This is a genomic window from Shewanella phaeophyticola, from assembly GCF_025398315.1.
GTDB classification, from domain to species: domain Bacteria; phylum Pseudomonadota; class Gammaproteobacteria; order Enterobacterales; family Shewanellaceae; genus Shewanella; species Shewanella phaeophyticola.
In genome coordinates this window covers 4,284,922-4,302,421 of record NZ_JAODOQ010000001.1, presented here as the reverse complement: position 1 = coordinate 4,302,421, position 17,500 = coordinate 4,284,922, and the positions used below count along the sequence as shown (strand labels likewise).

General features: G+C 40.4%; 18 protein-coding genes. 2 read left to right on the top strand and 16 right to left on the bottom strand.

Going from position 1 to position 17,500, the window contains the following annotated elements; all coding sequences use genetic code 11:
* Positions 1-20: 20 nt before the first annotated feature.
* Together N4T56_RS19990 and N4T56_RS19985 are read left to right on the top strand one after the other, a co-directional pair.
* On the top strand, positions 21-548 hold the full coding sequence (locus N4T56_RS19990; protein WP_261734409.1) for a hypothetical protein: 528 nt from the start codon (positions 21-23) through the stop codon (positions 546-548).
* The gene (locus tag N4T56_RS19985; protein ID WP_261734408.1) at positions 542-1,915 is read left to right on the top strand and encodes a DEAD/DEAH box helicase; all 1,374 of its coding nucleotides are present in this window, start codon (positions 542-544) and stop codon (positions 1,913-1,915) included. The genes N4T56_RS19990 and N4T56_RS19985 overlap by 7 nt, the downstream gene beginning before the upstream one ends.
* A gap of 21 nt (positions 1,916-1,936) precedes the next feature.
* Here the strand turns inward: N4T56_RS19985 and N4T56_RS19980 are convergent, their stop codons facing one another.
* From N4T56_RS19980 to N4T56_RS19910, 16 genes are all read right to left on the bottom strand, one after another.
* Complete coding sequence (locus tag N4T56_RS19980) at positions 1,937-2,290, bottom strand: hypothetical protein (RefSeq protein ID WP_261734407.1); 354 nt, start codon at positions 2,288-2,290, stop codon at positions 1,937-1,939.
* 9 nt (positions 2,291-2,299) lie between these two features.
* Positions 2,300-3,220 carry a viperin family antiviral radical SAM protein gene (locus N4T56_RS19975; RefSeq protein WP_261734406.1) on the bottom strand — a complete coding sequence of 307 codons (921 nt, stop codon included), beginning with the start codon at positions 3,218-3,220 and terminating at the stop codon, positions 2,300-2,302.
* Between the two features lie 11 nt (positions 3,221-3,231).
* On the bottom strand, positions 3,232-3,453 hold the full coding sequence (locus N4T56_RS22975) for a ParE family toxin-like protein (RefSeq protein WP_449329058.1): 222 nt from the start codon (positions 3,451-3,453) through the stop codon (positions 3,232-3,234).
* Between the two features lie 189 nt (positions 3,454-3,642).
* Positions 3,643-3,999, bottom strand: a complete 357-nt coding sequence (locus N4T56_RS19970; RefSeq protein ID WP_261734405.1) for a hypothetical protein — start codon at positions 3,997-3,999, stop codon at positions 3,643-3,645.
* The gene (locus tag N4T56_RS19965; RefSeq protein ID WP_261734404.1) at positions 3,968-4,219 is read right to left on the bottom strand and encodes a hypothetical protein; all 252 of its coding nucleotides are present in this window, start codon (positions 4,217-4,219) and stop codon (positions 3,968-3,970) included. The genes N4T56_RS19970 and N4T56_RS19965 overlap by 32 nt, the downstream gene beginning before the upstream one ends.
* Entirely contained in the window at positions 4,216-5,109 is an 894-nt protein-coding gene (locus tag N4T56_RS19960; RefSeq protein ID WP_261734403.1) for a hypothetical protein, read from the bottom strand. Before N4T56_RS19960 ends, N4T56_RS19965 begins: the two co-directional genes overlap by 4 nt.
* Positions 5,110-5,134: 25 nt before the next feature.
* The gene (locus N4T56_RS19955) at positions 5,135-5,356 is read right to left on the bottom strand and encodes a hypothetical protein (RefSeq protein ID WP_261734402.1); all 222 of its coding nucleotides are present in this window, start codon (positions 5,354-5,356) and stop codon (positions 5,135-5,137) included.
* Between the two features lie 18 nt (positions 5,357-5,374).
* Positions 5,375-6,436: a CHAT domain-containing protein gene (locus N4T56_RS19950; RefSeq protein ID WP_261734401.1), complete on the bottom strand. Its 1,062-nt coding sequence runs from the start codon at positions 6,434-6,436 to the stop codon at positions 5,375-5,377.
* Positions 6,437-6,570: 134 nt separating this feature from the next.
* Positions 6,571-7,854, bottom strand: coding sequence for a hypothetical protein (locus N4T56_RS19945; RefSeq protein ID WP_261734400.1), 1,284 nt, complete (start codon positions 7,852-7,854; stop codon positions 6,571-6,573).
* A gap of 39 nt (positions 7,855-7,893) precedes the next feature.
* Positions 7,894-8,067, bottom strand: coding sequence for a hypothetical protein (locus tag N4T56_RS19940; protein WP_261734399.1), 174 nt, complete (start codon positions 8,065-8,067; stop codon positions 7,894-7,896).
* A 34-nt stretch (positions 8,068-8,101) separates the two neighbouring features.
* Positions 8,102-8,503, bottom strand: coding sequence for a hypothetical protein (locus N4T56_RS19935; protein ID WP_261734398.1), 402 nt, complete (start codon positions 8,501-8,503; stop codon positions 8,102-8,104).
* Positions 8,504-8,797: 294 nt separating this feature from the next.
* On the bottom strand, positions 8,798-9,853 hold the full coding sequence (locus tag N4T56_RS19930) for a hypothetical protein (RefSeq protein ID WP_261734397.1): 1,056 nt from the start codon (positions 9,851-9,853) through the stop codon (positions 8,798-8,800).
* Positions 9,854-9,865: 12 nt separating this feature from the next.
* A complete protein-coding gene (locus N4T56_RS19925; RefSeq protein ID WP_261734396.1) occupies positions 9,866-11,071 on the bottom strand; it encodes a restriction endonuclease subunit S in 1,206 nt (401 codons plus the stop codon).
* 66 nt (positions 11,072-11,137) lie between these two features.
* Positions 11,138-12,709 carry an HsdM family class I SAM-dependent methyltransferase gene (locus N4T56_RS19920; RefSeq protein ID WP_261734395.1) on the bottom strand — a complete coding sequence of 524 codons (1,572 nt, stop codon included), beginning with the start codon at positions 12,707-12,709 and terminating at the stop codon, positions 11,138-11,140.
* A 50-nt stretch (positions 12,710-12,759) separates the two neighbouring features.
* Positions 12,760-15,888 carry a type I restriction endonuclease subunit R gene (locus N4T56_RS19915; RefSeq protein WP_261734394.1) on the bottom strand — a complete coding sequence of 1,043 codons (3,129 nt, stop codon included), beginning with the start codon at positions 15,886-15,888 and terminating at the stop codon, positions 12,760-12,762.
* A 12-nt stretch (positions 15,889-15,900) separates the two neighbouring features.
* Positions 15,901-17,487 (bottom strand): ATP-binding protein, encoded by a 1,587-nt coding sequence (locus N4T56_RS19910; protein ID WP_261734393.1) that lies wholly within the window; start codon positions 17,485-17,487, stop codon positions 15,901-15,903.
* Positions 17,488-17,500: the final 13 nt, after the last annotated feature.

The window sequence follows — 17,500 nt, the reverse complement described above, 5'->3', positions numbered from 1 at the left end:
TATTTTTTTAAGATCGGAACATGACTAACGAAACTATTTCTTTGAACCAAAAATTCAGAAAACTATTGATGCGGGTTGATGGAAGCTCAATAGGCAGAAAACAACTTATTGAATTAGCAGAAAATCTATTTAGCTTATCTAAGATACAAGCAGAGCGCTTGGTTGCGAGAAACATTCATGCACTAACAACAAAAGATTTAATCGTTGCAACAGGTAAAAGCAATGCAAGGATTTATCAAATTACCCCCGAACTTCGGGCAATTTTACAAAGTAACGAGTACGAAATAACAACTAAAGCTAATGATGAAAAAGGTACATCCTCTAATGAGTTAATGTCAGAAGAAACCAAGACAAGTACTGAATTGAAAATGGTATTAGGTGAAATCCAAGCTTATCAAGATTACCTAGAACAATTTCCTCAACAAAACAAAACCATATTGTCACTGCTTAACAAAACCAGAGATCATGCATCGGATCTATATGGCCGCCTTAGTGCTATTAACAAAATAATTAAGGCTACTAAAATAGAGGACAACATTACATGTTAAGGGACTGGCAAAATCGCTGTATCAAGCACGCGACAGACACCTATAGCAAGCAGGCAGGGTATCTTATGCTGGCTTGCCCTGGTGCAGGAAAAACGATAGCTGCCGCTCATATTGCTAAATCACTTATCGACAATAATAAAGTGGATTATGTCGTTTGCTTTTCACCATCCCGTATAGTTTGTCAAAGCATTGAACAAACTTTTGAGCATGTTTTAAGCAGAAAATTTAATGGTCACTTAGGCGCTTTAGGGATGTCAAAAACTTATCATTCCTTAAGCAATACTACTGAATTAATTAGTAATTTAAGTAACAGTAGGGTTTTAGTGATTTTTGATGAAATACATCATTGTGCCGGCGGTGGTGATTCTCCTTCAAATGTCTGGGGAATGCAGCTACTGGTAACAATCCAAAATCTAGCCACTTACACATTATCACTTACCGGAACGCCCTGGCGTACCGATACTCTGCCAATCCCTTTTGCAAAATATACAGACCCAGACGGTAATATTTTATGTGATTTCTCTTACGACATTATCGAAGCCATTAGGGATAAGGTATGCCGTATGCCACAAATAACTGCGATAGATCTTCAACATGTTGTGGTAAAGAAAAATCATCAACTTCAAACATATGACAATCTACAAAACCTTCTAGAAGAAGGCGATGTTAGCTATCAGTCCATCATTAAACACCCTGAGGTAATCAAACATTTGTTGTCTCAAAGTATTGAGCAGCTAGATAGTCTTAGGAGTATTTCACCTAATGCCGGCGGCTTGATTGTTGCGTCTTCATACCTTCATGCGTTGCAAATCCAATCGATTTTATCTGGCCAATTAGGTAAAGAATCGACCCTAGTGTCTTGCAGGCTAGATGACTCGCCTGAATTAATTGAATACTTTAAAAACAGTCAGTCAGAATGGATTATTAGTATCGCGATGATAAGCGAAGGAACAGATATCCCCAGATTGCAAGTTTGCTGCAATCTTACTGATGTCACTACTGAGCTGTACTTTCGGCAAATTCTAGGCCGGGTACTTCGTGTAACAGAGGCGCAAAGCAATTTTGCATATATGTTCATGCTAGCAGAACCCAAATTAGTTGAGTATGCAAAGCGATTAGACGAAGCCGTACCAGGAACCTACACCTATCAAAAATCAGCTCATTTACTGGACAGCATCGATAATTCAACATCTAAGGAGTTACCCAACAAAACTTTTTCGTCTGACAATAGCAAAACGAGTACAGGGCTTAATTTTGATTCGCTCAACACCAACGCTCATCAACTTGGGAGTAAAAACCAAGTTGATGAGCTGGTATTGTCGTCGTTTAAATCACAAATTCTATCGAGCTATCTGATCTATGCTTAATCGACACGTATCGCGAATTGATTAGAAGTGACTCTTGGTCAAATGCCACCCAGAACCATATTTACACTTATAGACTCGTAAGCTAATGCCCTGTTCATCATAAATGATATCAGCTCTTAAACGCGCCTCGCGTTTGGAGCGATATGATGCTTTTTCAACACCATAGCCTCCTGTGCAACGAGTGCATTTTTGGCTGGGAGTTTGTCGACTTTTAGGCGACAAATGCCATAAATCACATTTGTCACAATGATACGGACTCAAATCGTTACCATAATATTCTTTTGAGTATTCCGCAGCATCTTGTGCCTCTTCCTCAGAATAATATTGTGTTAATGCCTTACCGGAAGCCTTTCCAAAACAAGTTTCACTTTTCATGTTTGCCTCCTAAGACTCAATAACATCGATATCAATTGGACAATATCTTGATAAAAATGTTTTAGGATTAAAGGCTATCTGTGCAAGCGCACTTTCTACACCACACTGATTAATGCTGTCACTGTACTTGTAGCCACTAGCACTTACAGAGTTTTGATAAAAGCGGCCTAATGGGTCGATCATCAAATATGACTCGGTCATCGTTGAATTAGACTCAGCAAATATTGGGAGTCCTAAGCCACTATGACGATCAACAAACTGGTTAAACTTATCATCCGAAATCAGTAAGTCATCAGCACCATAGGGCATAACTTGTAAGACTTTCCATTTGTAAGGTTTTAACTCACTAATCAGTAATGAAAAGTCCTCCTCATAATTTAAGCGGTTCACTACGGTGTTAATCTTGGTTTTGATGCCTTTTTGAGTTTCTATTAAACCCTCTAATGCGATTTTTAAATCCTCAGCGCTGAGCGAATTGCCTTTACGATCAACTCTGCCAATTTTTTCTCGTGTACTTAAATCTTGGCTATCAAAGCTAATACCAACCATATCCAACACATTTTTAGGGAAATCTAAGCGGCTATTTACTAGATAATGCCCATTAGTAATGATTGAGGTTTTAAAGCCTTTTTGTTTCGCTAGCATCAGTACTATAAAAAATGTACTGCCAAGCATCATTGGCTCTCCACCAGCTAAATTAAGGCGTATAGTGTCATAACCGAGTTCATTTTTTAACGCAGAATCACCTTTGATAAAATATGAAGCTAAGTTATCAAGCAGCTTTTCAATTTCCTCAAGAGAACGATGTAATTCTTTGGGGCGACCCCACTTTGCAAAGCAGTATTTGCAGTCATAATTGCACACTTCAGTGATGTGCCAGTTGATGACCAATTCTTTAATATCTTTATTTACTTCATTAATAGATTTCATAACTCAGCCCCTTAACATTCAACGGTTAATGAACTGAATTTTTTATTAAAATTTCGCTCATAGTTTTGACGGCTAAACAGCTGAAAAACGAAGCTCTTTGAAGTGCGGATTAAGATTAGCCGATGATTTCGGCCTACACGAAAACGAACAAGAGAGTTGTTACATTTGACCTTTCGCCCCCCTAAAAGCGGATAAGGTTTACCTGATGTAATCTCATTTATCAGGTTTATCATTTGGACTTGTTGATTGGAAGATAGACTTTGCCACACACTAGCGTTCATACGACACACTAGCGATGAAAGCGTATTCAATTGAGTAGACTCATCACTGAGGGGGAAAACATATTGTAATGTTGACATTTTGAAGCACCTTTTTTGTTATGGGTGCTTCTATACGCTGGTGAATTAATTTTTTTTCGCTTTTTATTTTGACGGTAGCAGTACAACACTCCCGACTGAGTCTGCATTGCTTAACATCGACTCAAAATCATTGCTTAAAGACTCACCTTCAACAAAAGTAAGTAATACAGCCCCCTCGTCAAGCTTAAAGGCCCATGAGTCATTCATACCAATAACTCCATCACCATCAGAAAAAGAGTAATAAACCTTAATATCTCTGCCCCCATTGAACTGAATCAGAATATCTTTCTCTAGCGATACTATTTGGTGCTCCCCCCATTTAACGTCAAGTGAAAAGGCTTGCTCTTCATCTGATACACTACTCAAGGCAGCGCTAAATGGTTGGAAGTTAAGTGCCACAAAGACTAATTTGTGGTGCATTGGTGCTTTTTTTAGTAAAGGATTTTAATTTTTTATATTGATGAACTATCGCAGGCCATCTTGCCGCTAGACTGCAAAACGCATTCAAACTCTCTCGCCTCTTAACTGCATCAGCCCAAATTTTTTCTGCATTGTGGTGACATAAAAGGTCTTCCCACTTTTCATCAACAGATTCTATGCCTTGTACCATTTCATCAAGCGATAACTTATCCAATGTCATGATACCTGCTCCAATATTGTTGATGGCTTATTTTTTAGTTGTAGCAGCTTGTGAGCATAATCTGAATAATTTGGCTCATTCTTATTTATCTCATACACATCAAGCACCGCTTTTTTGGCAATGGTCTTAAACAATGCACGAGTAAGAAAGTCCTTATCGTCCACATCAGAAAATGTTTCATGAAATCGATTAATTATATGCTTAATAGTCTGTCTAACTTGGTGCTTAGTTTGATGGGTTTCTGAATATCCTGAGACGTATTGGGGGCGATTAAGGCCTTTCACAAAATATTTATTTTCATAGAGCGCCACAGTATCCAAATGTTCAGCGATATTGAGGAACTGATACAAATACCGAAAGGAAGCATCTACCTTATAGCGAGTTGTTTGAGGGGCTGATACCTCGTTCTCTATTTCTACAACCTGCGATAAATCGTCAGATAAAGCTAATTCATTTAAAAGTTTTTTATTAGCTTGCAACCAATAACCAATCAAATCTGGGGCAACTTGTTGATTGAGTTTTTTTAAGTTTCTTGCCAACTTTGGCACATGTGAATCCATACAAACGTTGTTAGATATGGATTGTTCATAAATACTGTCATCTAAGTCTTGCTTGTAAGATCCGTTCCCAACACTTACCTTTCCTGCTGTTTTATAACGAACCCAGAATGCCAACTGGCTAAACAATGTAATATCTTTGGGTATCGCTGTCGGCAACTGACTGACACAAAAGTGACTACGTAAAAATAAGTCTATAATTTTGTCTGCTGCAGTATCTTGATGACCAAAAGCAATAGAGATTGTTTTCTCATCAAAATCCTCAAGCGCTTGCTCAATGACCAATACAATAACTAATCGATTTTCATCAACATAGTTTTGACGACCAATCATAGACCAATCAGTAATGGGTAAATTGCTATCTCGCATTCTTTACAAAGCCCGCTTTTAAATTCATTTTAAAAATTAAATCACTCATTTCCCGCTTTTGATCCGAAGACAACTCTACTCTAGGAATAAAAACATTTTGCTGTTCGCTTAAACCACAAAAACGCATGCCTGACCAGGCTGAAGGATGCTTAAATGAGCCCTCCAAAACGCTTATATCAAAGTTGGACTTATTTGCACTACTAGCAAGCACTGTATCCCATAAGCGCTTTCAATGCTTGTTTTTTTCATAATGGCAACCAAGCGTTTTTAGGTACTCTTTTTCACCAATAGTTGTGATTTTATTTAACTCGTCATCGGCACCACTTTCAACCCACCAACGTTGAGCACTAAGCAGTGCTTCTGATGCCCCTAAACCGCTTATAATAAGCTTATCGTATTTAGCCTTAATGTTCGCCGTCACTAACTCAGGCACTGCCCATAAAGAACCTATTGCGGTGTTAGCGCCATACTCTAGCATCCTCATGTCCATACCGAAGGCTTCATTAACCTGGCTAGGTAAAAAGTGCAGTGGGATATTAGAACCGCTTTGGCACGCCCACAATTCTATACGCTCAGCCCCTCTTACACCTAGACGCATCTCAACGTCTCGAATAACATAATCTCTAAATAATAATGAAGGTCTTTCTGGATGTTTATGCTCGCAGTGCCCATAGAAACTAAAAACACTAGAGTGGGTTAACTGATTAACAACGTCATCCATAGATTGAGTAACATTAACTTCTGAACAGGCTTGTACCGCGAGTTTTTCAAATAACGTGTCACCACCACTTAAGCTAGTAAACTGAGTTTTTTCATCTGAATATTTAACTTGTTCGTATAAATACATCAATGAAGGTAGCCAATTTATCTCGCTAACTAATTGATATAGCTTTTCTCCTGCTTTACCTGTTGCTATCCAAGGTATATGTGAAGCAAAAAATGAAGGTAGCAGCGAAATTTTACTTAAGTGATCCGGAAGTATCTTTTTCCAATCAATAAAGTCTAAATCCCAATTTGTACTAGCCTCTTTGTTATTGGCAACAAATGCAGCAACATTATTAATTAGATGTTTGGGTAAGTTGAAAGAATAACCATTAGCAATTATTTCGTTATTTTGCAGATAAACAACAATAATCAAAGCATCATCATATTGATCTTCAATATCTATCTTAACGATTACTTGCTCGGGATGTGCATGAACGGCCTCGGTTAAATTATCAAATATAATTTGTTGAGTACGTTGTCTCGAAGTGGAGTAATCAGAGTCCATCCTATCTATATAATCTCCCACTTTTTTGAAATCACCTAAGCACAAATTGGCTTGTTCTTTTAAATAGTTGATAGGATCTTTGGTTCTACTCGCTATGTCGACTATTTGGGAATATTGATTATCATCGAATACATTTTCATCAAAATTGGTTATTTTTAAGGGGGTGCTGATTTAAGTAAATTAGCACTTTCTGTTAGATATTTATGTAATTTATCTTTGTCCACTACACCAGACATAAGTGCAAGTTCATTCAAACCATAATATGCACCACCTAACTTTCTTTTAGTTTCTACTAACATTTGTACCACTGGATTTTTAGCATAAAACCAGCACAAGCTCGCATTCTCACAAAAACGCATCCCACTGGTATTTTCAAGCGTGATAAATGCACGTAAAAAGTCTTTATTTTTTGCTAATATTCGAGCCAAACCTGAACTTGCCTGTTGAATCAGAACACCGACTCTATCAGACTCTTGATCCGTCTCAGTAGACTGTCTACTCGTCATTAATGAATGTATTTTCACTGATAACTTTTCAATATTAGCAACAGTGCTGTTTCTCTCTGCCTCATTTACAAGTTTTTGAATTTCAACAATAGGGTTTGATATATCTACGTATGGATTAACCCTCATAAAATCTAAAGGGTCAAGACCAAACGACGGTGCTATTTCTCCAATAAAATGACAAAGTTGTTTGTGCTCATCATTGTTGGAAAAGTGACTCAACCGAGCAAAGGTAATAGGTAATATTTGATCAAATTTTAAGGACATTGAGCCCTCTAAACCTAAATATGGGACATTTGATTGAGCCCACTCAATAGCTCCCATGAAGCAATGGAAAGCCTTAGCTTGAGCATCACAAGCCTCAGCAACTTTTTCGGCATCGAGTAGAGTTGCAGCTAAATTAAAATATATGATTGATTGGCTGTTTAAACGAATAAAAATGGGAATATCGCCATCTAACACTCTTAACGCCGCCTCGTGTAGCTGCTGAGATTTTATTAGACTTTCTTGCTTACTAAGGTGCCATAGATGCTCATTGGCAGCTCTTCGATATGTTGCCGCTAACTGAGATAAGCTCGAGGCATGTTTGTCTGGAAATTGTTGTCGTTGCTTGCTTTCAATTGCACGAGAAAAGAATGAAACGGCTTTATTTAAATTTGAATTAGGAGCACCAGGTAAGTGCGCAAAATGAGTAAAATAAAACACTCCTAACTCATGGCAAGCAGAAGCTTTGGTATAGTCATTTTTAGACGCCAAGGCTAAGGCCTTTTCAAAACACCGTAACGCCTGTTTTAATGAATCCTTGTCATCAACAGTATCAGTTAGCATTATGCCTTCTTGAATATATTGGTGATAGATAGGCTTTACTTTTTGACTGATAACATCGTCTTGTAACCTAGCATAATAGGCAAAATCCATTTGTTCTTTAACATCCATTTAAAAGTTTACCTTCTCCCGGTAATGTAAGGTAACGCTCTATCTTTGCGTCTGCGACCACGTACAGGTAACCACCTGAGCCTTGGTGAATACTGTCTCACCTTCAAAGGTCACACCGCCCCAACCTAAGTGCTGCTCAGCTTGTTGCAAGGCGAAGCGGTTGTTAATAATATTTTGACGGTCATGTGATGATGCGGTTAAGTCTTTAGCCATTTTGTATACTCCTTAATCTATATTTACCACAAATCTAGCTATTCACTGCCGATGCGACATGTGCAATTAACTGTCTAATTGTTGGGTGGATTAGTTTGGACACTAGCGGAGATACGTAATCACGCCCCTGATTCCAATGTAAATTGGTGTTGTAGATTATGCCAAGTAAGAAATAGCTTTCAGGAATATCAATTCCAACGTTAGAAGCAACTTCAAGTTTGTTGGACGTTCCATGTTCCGCAATAAATTTTTCTTGCCCATCAGTATCGGACAAGAGGAAGTAAACATGGTGCTCGATAGCAATCCGTACGGCGAAGCAAACTGCGACAGCATCATAGTTTTTGCTGGTCAGATACCTGTTAAGCTCATCATTGACATAATCTTTGAATGAAACAGAACTTTTCCATTCATAGGGCAGAAAACTGGTGCCATTCATCTGTTATCTCATGTGCATCAGGATGAAAATGAAACCAGTGCTTATCGAGGAAATCCCTAATCGGTCGGATCATACCTTCATACTGTTCGGAATCTCTGAACTCTACTAACCTCAAAATATCCTTAGACTTGCCAATGGGTTTAGACAGTAGGTAATTAATCTGAATTTTATGTTTGTTAAAGCAGAAATCAAAGAATACGCCGGGGTCAAGGTGTGTCAGTATTAATGGATAAATTACTTGGTTACGTGCTTTGTATTCTTCAATAATTGAAGTGACGTAGTATTGGAAGGCTACTAGATTAGCGTCATCCAAGTAATCAAATACCTCATCGATGACCAATATGAGCGGTTTCTTGCTGCCCTCGTATAAGGTTTTATGGAGCTGAACCACAAGCGTGATGATGTCTCGCTGTCCGTTCGATAATTGGTGGGCTTTGGGGAAGTTGATAACCAGCTCTTTCTTTTTTTGGTTTCTTCAACTTTAGCCCATTGCCAAGTAGAGCTTTTAAAGTTGGCCAGCAAGTCTTGATAATGAGCTTTGACTGTAACGAAGTATAGCCAGTCTGTTGCAGCTGAAAATGTTTTAGGATCGGCTACATGTATGCTGGCAATCTGGTAAGCCGCGAAGAAGCCTTCAATCTCAGAATCAGCAGCACCATACTGGACTAATCGTTCAGAGATGCTATTTAAAATTGGTACTGCTCTGAGCTCTTGAGTACAGTTATCCAATATCCATTGGGATATGACGGCTGCACTTCCATTCTGTTGGTTCACCTTGTCGACTATGGCTTTAACTGCTGTCTGAATGCGAACCTGGGGGAATTTTGATAAATCGACGCCCTGAATCGCATCCAAAAGTCTTGAGTCTTTTAATAGATCTGAGATGTTGGTCAGAATCTTTCCGTTTTGACCAAAGTTGGCTTTAGCAGCAGTTGGTTTATAGGAAAATTCTGCTTTCGGGGGAATTTTGCAAATTGTTATTGGCTTGATTTCAAGGCTAACGGATGGATTTCGACCGTAGTTTTTCTTCGCTTTAGGAGTCAGTCCACTATTTACCACTAACACATCAAACTGTTGTCGAATCTGATTTTGGGTTATGTCAGCAGTAAACTTCTGTCCGTCAATAGTAATGCTCAGCTCAGGTGCAAGCGTATCGTTCCCTTTATGTTGGTCGTTCTCCGCGAGATCTATTCGCTTGGAATTCATAGATGAAAAGGCGGTAGCGATTGAGCTTTTGCCAAAGCCATTTGGCGCAACTAAAAGGTTGGGTTTAAAGGCTTTTAATTGCACCTTAAAGCATTCATTTGAAATGCCTTTGATGTTCCTTATCTCAATTTGGCTTATTGTCATCGCCAGTATTCCTTATTTTACTGTTACTTGGCCGTTCATTAGCATAGGGAGAAGCCAGTCTCGAAGCTCAACCAATTGTTTATTTTCCAATGACTTGAGCTTTATCTTTTCGAATAATGGGTAAGCTTTCTGATGATAGTCCCGCAATGCTTGATCTGATGGTTTCAGAATTACAATTGCACTAAAGTCACCTTTATTCATATTTGAGAAAGTGTTACCAGTCTTAGCTTTTGCCCCCTCAAAGTACCCTTTAATAGCAAAATACAAATAATATTTATTGATCTCATTACTACAAACTACAGAATTAATTTGCTGATTTGTTTGTGCCGGTGTGGTCACAAAACCAACTAAACCAGGGCTGGCTATACAGGTTACACAAATACTATCCTCTGGCAAAAATTTGTTTTTCTGGGTTGCCGCGCCACTAGCTGTAAGTGTTTCTTCGGTGGAAACGATATATGTATTCCCTCGAATATCACCAATTGTGATAAATGGTACATTACCGCCAAAATACTCAGAACTATCTTTCGAAGGTGTTTTCCCTGTAACAATATTGGGTTCAATTTCACCTATCGTAGAATCTTCCCACCCCGCCGGTATTTCACGTTTTAGGGTTGGGTTGTAGACCATTTTGCCGCCGGAGGTTTTGTAGGGTTGGCCTTGTGGTGAGTCGTCGGGGAAGTCGAACTGCACAAACCAATAGTCGTACAGGGTTTTGGCCATTGCTTCCAGCTCGGCGTTGATGCGGTTATTGAGTTCGATTTTTTGGTCTAATACCGAAAGAACTTCAGCTACTTTTTGCTGAACGGAAATAGGTGGCAAAGAAATCGTTTTGCTAGAGATATCTGGAATGGTAATTTGAGGCTGTCCAGAGCCAGTGCCTGTTTTTCGATTCTGCTTCAGGTTATAAAAAAGATAGTCAACGTTTAAACGATCTTTTTTCGGTATTAAAGACAGCAATCTGACTACAGGGAAAAATGGTTCTTTTCTAACTGCAACAAATCCTACATTTGATCCCCTTGCTGCGACAGTCACAGCAGGTTCAAAGATTCTTGCGTTATCCGTAAATCCCATCAAACCATTATTTTTTTCTGCGTTTGCAAGTACAGGTACACGGACTGATGCTTTTTTGTCTAGGCTAAATACTTTCGGCTTATCGCCTCCAGCAATAATTTCAGCAACTTCACCTAATTGATATGTATTAAACTGGCTACTCATACTTCAACCCCGCCAACTGCTTTTTAATCTCAGCTTCTAGATCACGAGACTGGCTGAATAGACTATCTAAGTTGCTGGTAAAGGCCTGCATCTTTCCGGAAAACTGTTCTGGGGTGATATCGACATATTCGATTTTGACATCAAAGTACTGGCCGCACTTAATGAGTAGTTTTTCGCTTCGATATCGTCATAACTGATCGCAACAGAAAAATCGTCTACTGCTTCTTTAGCGTTAAACACATCTATAATTTTCTGCTCTTCTGCTGGTGTTAATACGGTTTTTTGGTTTTTACCGTCTTTGACTTTTTCGCCCAAGTTTGAGGCATCCACCAGTACCACATCGCCATCGTTGCTGGCGTCGATAAACAAAATGGATACGTTAGTGCCTGTGGTGGCAAAAATATTGGAAGGCATAGAAACGACACCCGCGAGCATTTTGTTTTTTACCAAGTGCTCACGGATTTTTTTGTCGATACCGGATTGCGCAGTGATAAAGCCCGTTGGCACTACGACTGCCGCTTTGCCGCTTGGTTTGAGTGAGGCAATGATGTGTTGCAAAAACAATTGGTAAATTTCCATCTTGTCTTTGTCTTTTGGCTTGATCTTGGGAATACCCGCAAAGAAGCGTTCTTTGTTTTCTTTGCTGTCGAGCTCATCGCGGAAGTCGCTGAAATCGAGCTTAAATGGCGGGTTAGAGACAATGTAATCAAAGCGTTTTAGCTCTTTGCCATCCTTAGTGCTCTCTACATGATAGGGATGAAGCACGGTGTTACCTTGGATCACATTCGGGATTGAGTGCACTAAGTTATTTAAGATTAGGTTTAAACGTAACAAGTTAGAAGATTTCTGCGAAATATCTTGGGTATAAATACTACAGCGGTTTTCACCAATGGCATGGGCGACATTCATCAATAGCGTGCCCGAACCTGCCGATGGGTCGTAACAACTCACATTGCGTACTGTGCCGCGCTGATCTTGTGGCACTAAAATTTCCGCCATAATGCGTGCTACCGCATGGGGGGTAAAATATTCGGCGTATTTACCGCCCGAGTTGCTGTTGTAGTCTTTGATCAGGTATTCAAAAATGGTGGCGTAGAAGTCGAATTTTTGCGTGAAGATACGCTCAAAACTGAATTCCACCAGTTTGTTGATAATGGCGCGGCAGAAAGCATCGCGCTTTGAGTCGTCGGCAATGTATTGGCTGATGCGGTCGAACAGCACCACTTTTGCACCACCATCGGTTTTAACCGCGAACACATCATTATTGGTAATGGCAATGTCGATTAAGGTATCGTCAAACAGCTTGGCAAAGTCCGGCGCGTTTTGTTGGCTAAATAGGTAGCTAATAAAGTGCTGCGGTTTTAATCGTGCGGTATCGCCACCCATTTGCAATTGCAGCATGTCGAGGTCGTCTTCTGACATGGCTGCGAGGGCTTCTTCCCACTTGTCGGCTTTGGCGATGTTGTCGTCGAGCTTTTTCGCTTCAAAGGCGAACTTGTCGTTTAAAAACTTGTACAAAAACGTTTGAGTAATGATTTTAAATTCGTTGCCGTCGTTACCTAAACCATAGTTGGCACAGATGCTTTTTAAGCTATCAATTAAGGTTTTGGTTTTTTGCTGAAATTCCTGCTCTACCATATAAAAAGCCTTACCATTGTGTTTTTACTTCCTAATCAGTGTTACCCGCATTACCACGCTTGGCTGCCGGTATTAAATTCTTTTAAGTATTCCGCGACGACGAGGTGATTGATATAACGTGAGGCGTCGGCGTTGAGTTTGATTTGCTGCTCTTTCATAAAGCGACCAATGACCAGCGGCATCATTTGGCGTTCAAAGTAGCTTTCGTTATCGAGCACTTGGCTGTTATTGAGCACTTGCTCGTCGGCATCTTGTTTTACGCCTGCTAAGGCTTCAAAGATTTTACGCTCCGATTCGCTGATGTCGCTTTGGCTTTGCTGGCGCTCTTGCAAGCGCTTGTGAATACGGGTGTATTTGGCATCGCCTAGGTACTTTTGCCTTAGCTGGTTGTTTTGGCGGTTGAGCTCTTTGACGCGGTCATGAATTTTATTCAGAGCGTCGATATTAGCATTCATTTCATCTTGAGTAACTTCGCTTAAGTTTTTCTTCTTAAACAGGCGCTCTAACTCTTCTTTTAAGCTGATAAACTGCGGGTCTTGCTGGTCAAAATTGCTGGCCAGAGCTTCGCGGGTTTGGCGCAGGGTGTTTTTCAGTTTGTCGGCCAGAACCAGCTCTTCTTCGCCGATTTTTACAAACTTGAAAATTACGTCTTCTAAGGCGCGGTTGAGCAGGTTACTGGTGTCTTCGCCGCTTTCTAAGTCGTTTTTGAGATTGAGTAAGTCCAAGTGATTACTGGTTTCACGATACAACACATTGAGCTTGGCAAAATCCAGTTCATCGAGAAAGTCATACTCGCCTTGCAAACGGATCAAGTTATACAAGCTGCGAGCATCGGCTAAGGCTTTTTTGAGCGCCAGTACGGTGTCGCGATCTTGTATTTGGCTGATTTGATTGCAGAACTCTTCCATGTTGTCGGTATCAAAACGGAACAGTACGTCTTTGATATGCTCGATCTCTTGTTTGATCTCTTCCTGCGATTTAAACAGGTGCGAGTAGTGCTCCATTTCATCGCCCAATTCTGACTGTAATTCGTCGAAATAGGCTTTGTTGGTGGCATCAAACTCTTTACGTATATCGGCAAAATCGACCACATAACCGTAGCGGAAATCTTTGTAAGTGCGGTTTACCCGGGTGAGCGCTTGTAGCAGGTTGTGCTTGCGGATCACCCGACCAAGGTAAAGCTTTTTCAGGCGCTTGGCGTCAAAACCGGTGAGTAGCATGTTGTACACAAACAAAAAGTCGATTTTGCCTGCTTTGAAGTCTTCTACCCAGTTTTTGCGTTCTTCTTTGGTGCCGATGTCGTGCAGGATTAGGGCGGCGTTTTTTACCTTTTGCGCTTGTTTAACCGACTCGGCATAACTGGTTGGCGCAGGCTCAGCGACTTCGAGTAGCTGGCTATTTGAATTGGGTGTTTGCGGCAGTATAGGCGTTTCAGCATAAACGCCATTAAAAATGTCAAACATCTGCTTGGCTTGATCTGAGCTGTCGCAAATGACCATGCCACCAATGGTTGTATCGTTTAATGCGCCACGGCTTTTTTCAAAGTCGTTTACGATGTAAGTCAGCATGGGTTCAACAAAGCTTGGGTGGGCGTAAATCAGCTTGCGATCCACATCGCCCATTTTCACTTCGGCTTCTTCGAGGGCTTTTTGCAGTTCAATTTTGTATTGTGTGCTGATCTCCTCACGAATGAGCCGCAAGGTGTAGCCGTCGGCAATGGACGCGTTGTAGTAGTACTTGTGAATGTAATCACCAAACAAGGCGCGTGAGTTGTAGTCATCCCCCAATAGCGGCGTGCCAGTTAGGCCAATTTTAATAGCTTTGGTGTCTGACTGGCTTAAGTTGGCTAAAAAGCTACCTTTGGGGTTGTAACTACGATGTACTTCGTCTAAAAAGTACACTCGTTGTATCGTGACGTTGTAGTCTTTGGTGCTGACTACATCTGGGTCGTCTTGAAATTTTTGAATGTTTACCACGGTAATTTCTGGCTTGCCAGAATGGTTATGGATCACCTGCGTGGCTTTAATGTCACGGGTAAAGGCATCCCGTGAGTTGATGGTGTGCACGGTTAAACCACGGGCGGTAAATTCGCGTTGCGCTTGTTGCAGTAGGTCTAGGCGGTCAACAATAAAGTAAAACTTAGGGATGACCTGCTGCTTTTGGAAGTAGTCGGTTAAAAAGCGTACGTTGTAAAACGTTAGGGCGGTTTTTCCACTGCCTTGGGTGTGCCAAATAATACCTTTTTTAACACCTTCGCTGAGCTTTTGCTCAATAGCTTTGGTAGCAAATAACTGCGGGTAACGCATGATGTGTTTTTGTAGTCCGTCTGACTCGGACACATACGCCAAGGCGTAACGCAAAATAAAGGCTAAGCGCTCACGGCTGAGTAAAGAGGTACAAATGCGGTTGGTTGGGCGCTCGGGTTGCTTATTGGTTTGAAATTCTGGGTTACTACGGATAACTTCCAGATTATTATCTTTTAAGACTTTTAGCTCGTCATCATCCGATACCGGCTTCAGCAAGGCGGTTAAGTTTAAGATTTCTTCTTCGCGGAAATAGTTAAATACCGGTTTATGGTAAGAACTACTGGCGTAGAAGGCACCTTCTACAGGTTCAGGATTGCCGTCGTCGTACTCCATATTATTGGAGAAGACCATAAACTGGGTGATATTGGCAAAGCGCTTGAACTTAGGGTTTTGAAAGCGTTTATTGATGCGGTCACGCTCAGCCAAAATACCCTCGCGGTTATTGGGCTTTTTCACCTCGATAAACACCAACGGCATCCCATTGATAAGCAATGTGATATCTGGGCGGAACTCTTCATCGCCGTTTTGACACGTTAGCTCGGTAACAACATGGAAGGTATTGTTATTGAAGTTTTCAAAATCGATCAGCTTAGTATTTGAACGCTCTGACAGGCGCTCAAAGAAGGCTTTGCCTAAGTCTTCGTTATCAAGCAGTAGTTTTACATCTTCTAACAAGCGCCCCGCTTCTGCATCTTCAATATCAGGGTTAATTTTGCCGATAGCGGTTTTGAATACGTCAGGGAAGATATTAGTGTCGAGATCCCAGCTTTGCCCTTTAAGTGACAGGTACTTATAACCTAGACGCATTAGATGCAGAATTGCAGGGATTTTTACTCGGCTATCTTCATTAAATTTATTAGTATTAAAGGCCATAACATTCCATGTCTATATGTAATCTGAGAGTCGCAGTATAACCCCTTCATTTTTCATTGTCTTGTAAGTTCCACCTTTACGATTAACCATGAGTCTTAAGTCATTTTCAACATAAGCTGGCGTTAATTTAACCACTTTAGCCTTTTTCTTTTCTGGCTTAGGAAGTGCTTTTTCTTCTAAATTTTTAATGTGGGCAACAAGGTCAAATAAGTTGCCATTAGGTAACTCCGAGACTGCCTGCTCAGCTACTGCGGGGGCGATGTCACCACCTATGCCCATTTGTTCTAGCATACTCGTAAGCTGTTGTAATTTAGTTGAGTCTTCACTTTTAGTTGTTTTAACATTGGTAACGTCCTCATGAACCTCATAGACTGGGTCATGTTGGATTAAGGCCGCCTTTGGAATTTCTAGATCGCTATACTTTTCTATTTCTTTATCAAGACCACTTTGCAAAGCGCGGATCATTGGCCGAATCATATGAAGTTCATCATTAAAAACACTATCAACCAATTCTTTGGTGATAATCTCCTTACCAATAGTCACCGCTCTTGTCTGACTCAGATAGAACAGCGTTACAGCGACATGAGCAATACCTTGAGAGTAGTCCCAAAATAGATTTCTGATTTCATCTGTAAGTGGCTGCGGTGATTTGAACCATTGTAATGACCAAAGCCTTTCAAAGAACCTGTCCCAATCAGAGCCTTTACCTGTTTTATCGGTAGTATTAAATCGATTCCAGTTAATACTGCCAAACTGCGATGCTCGTCTGGCTGAGCGCATACTTGGAGAAAACAATTCGTAAGCTTTTGGTGTACCGACAAACAAAATAGGCAGTTTAATGGTATTAGTAAGCTGTACAAAAAATCGAAGTATTCTTTCTGATACACCAGAATTTGAGCGTTCAAGATGCTGAATTTCATCAATCACTAATAAACCTATAGAATGCAATGCTGCTATTCGGGCAAAGTCTCCAAGTAACATTTCGGCGTTTGATCTGGGTTTTACATACTGTTTTTCATATTGGTTATTGTTGTCTAATGCGAGATCTAACGCTCTAAAAAAGTTAATACAAAGACTTTTTACAGAAGCATCATGAGGACATTCAACCTTTAACCATACTAACTGCACATGCTGATAGATTGGGTGCATAATAACTTGGTCATAACTCGCTAAAACAGCCTCTACCGCTGTAGACTTTCCGGCTCCAGAGCAGCCAATAACGGAGCTAACAAGAGCCTCATTGCCAGCATTGCGACTGACATGCTGTGTAAATTCAGCAGTACTATTGAGCGTTTCCTGGTAGCTTTTATTTGCAATATTTCGACTTAAATATCCTTGCCTAATCATTGATGAAATGGTTTGTTCAAGCTGTAAGTGCGCTTTAGTCGGGTACAAAAAACCATCCATAATACGAAGCATTGCATGCCGCCGAATATAAGCGGGTAATTCAACCTCTTCAGGACGAACCACTGGTGTACGACGGATCAACTCTGCTGTTTGTTGGGGAGAATTAATACGCGGTAAAGCGTTAATTAATGGATGACCTTCATATTCTGTGATTTCAGCATCAATATAAGTCGCAGTTTTAAACATATTCATATTACATATGCCC

Excerpts from the sequence above, each read along its gene's own strand:
- N4T56_RS19910 (WP_261734393.1), bottom strand. The coding sequence starts at position 17,487 with ATGAATATGTTTAAAACTGCGACTTATATTGATGCTGAAATCACAGAA.
- N4T56_RS19960 (WP_261734403.1), bottom strand. The coding sequence starts at position 5,109 with ATGATTGGTCGTCAAAACTATGTTGATGAAAATCGATTAGTTATTGTA.
- N4T56_RS19980 (WP_261734407.1), bottom strand. The coding sequence starts at position 2,290 with ATGAAAAGTGAAACTTGTTTTGGAAAGGCTTCCGGTAAGGCATTAACA.
- N4T56_RS19975 (WP_261734406.1), bottom strand. The coding sequence starts at position 3,220 with ATGAAATCTATTAATGAAGTAAATAAAGATATTAAAGAATTGGTCATC.
- N4T56_RS19990 (WP_261734409.1), top strand. The coding sequence starts at position 21 with ATGACTAACGAAACTATTTCTTTGAACCAAAAATTCAGAAAACTATTG.
- N4T56_RS19925 (WP_261734396.1), bottom strand. The coding sequence starts at position 11,071 with ATGAGTAGCCAGTTTAATACATATCAATTAGGTGAAGTTGCTGAAATT.
- N4T56_RS19965 (WP_261734404.1), bottom strand. The coding sequence starts at position 4,219 with ATGACATTGGATAAGTTATCGCTTGATGAAATGGTACAAGGCATAGAA.
- N4T56_RS19970 (WP_261734405.1), bottom strand. The coding sequence starts at position 3,999 with ATGCACCACAAATTAGTCTTTGTGGCACTTAACTTCCAACCATTTAGC.
- N4T56_RS22975 (WP_449329058.1), bottom strand. The coding sequence starts at position 3,453 with ATGATAAACCTGATAAATGAGATTACATCAGGTAAACCTTATCCGCTT.
- N4T56_RS19930 (WP_261734397.1), bottom strand. The coding sequence starts at position 9,853 with ATGACAATAAGCCAAATTGAGATAAGGAACATCAAAGGCATTTCAAAT.
- N4T56_RS19945 (WP_261734400.1), bottom strand. The coding sequence starts at position 7,854 with ATGGATGTTAAAGAACAAATGGATTTTGCCTATTATGCTAGGTTACAA.
- N4T56_RS19935 (WP_261734398.1), bottom strand. The coding sequence starts at position 8,503 with ATGAATGGCACCAGTTTTCTGCCCTATGAATGGAAAAGTTCTGTTTCA.
- N4T56_RS19985 (WP_261734408.1), top strand. The coding sequence starts at position 542 with ATGTTAAGGGACTGGCAAAATCGCTGTATCAAGCACGCGACAGACACC.
- N4T56_RS19940 (WP_261734399.1), bottom strand. The coding sequence starts at position 8,067 with ATGGCTAAAGACTTAACCGCATCATCACATGACCGTCAAAATATTATT.
- N4T56_RS19920 (WP_261734395.1), bottom strand. The coding sequence starts at position 12,709 with ATGGTAGAGCAGGAATTTCAGCAAAAAACCAAAACCTTAATTGATAGC.
- N4T56_RS19915 (WP_261734394.1), bottom strand. The coding sequence starts at position 15,888 with ATGGCCTTTAATACTAATAAATTTAATGAAGATAGCCGAGTAAAAATC.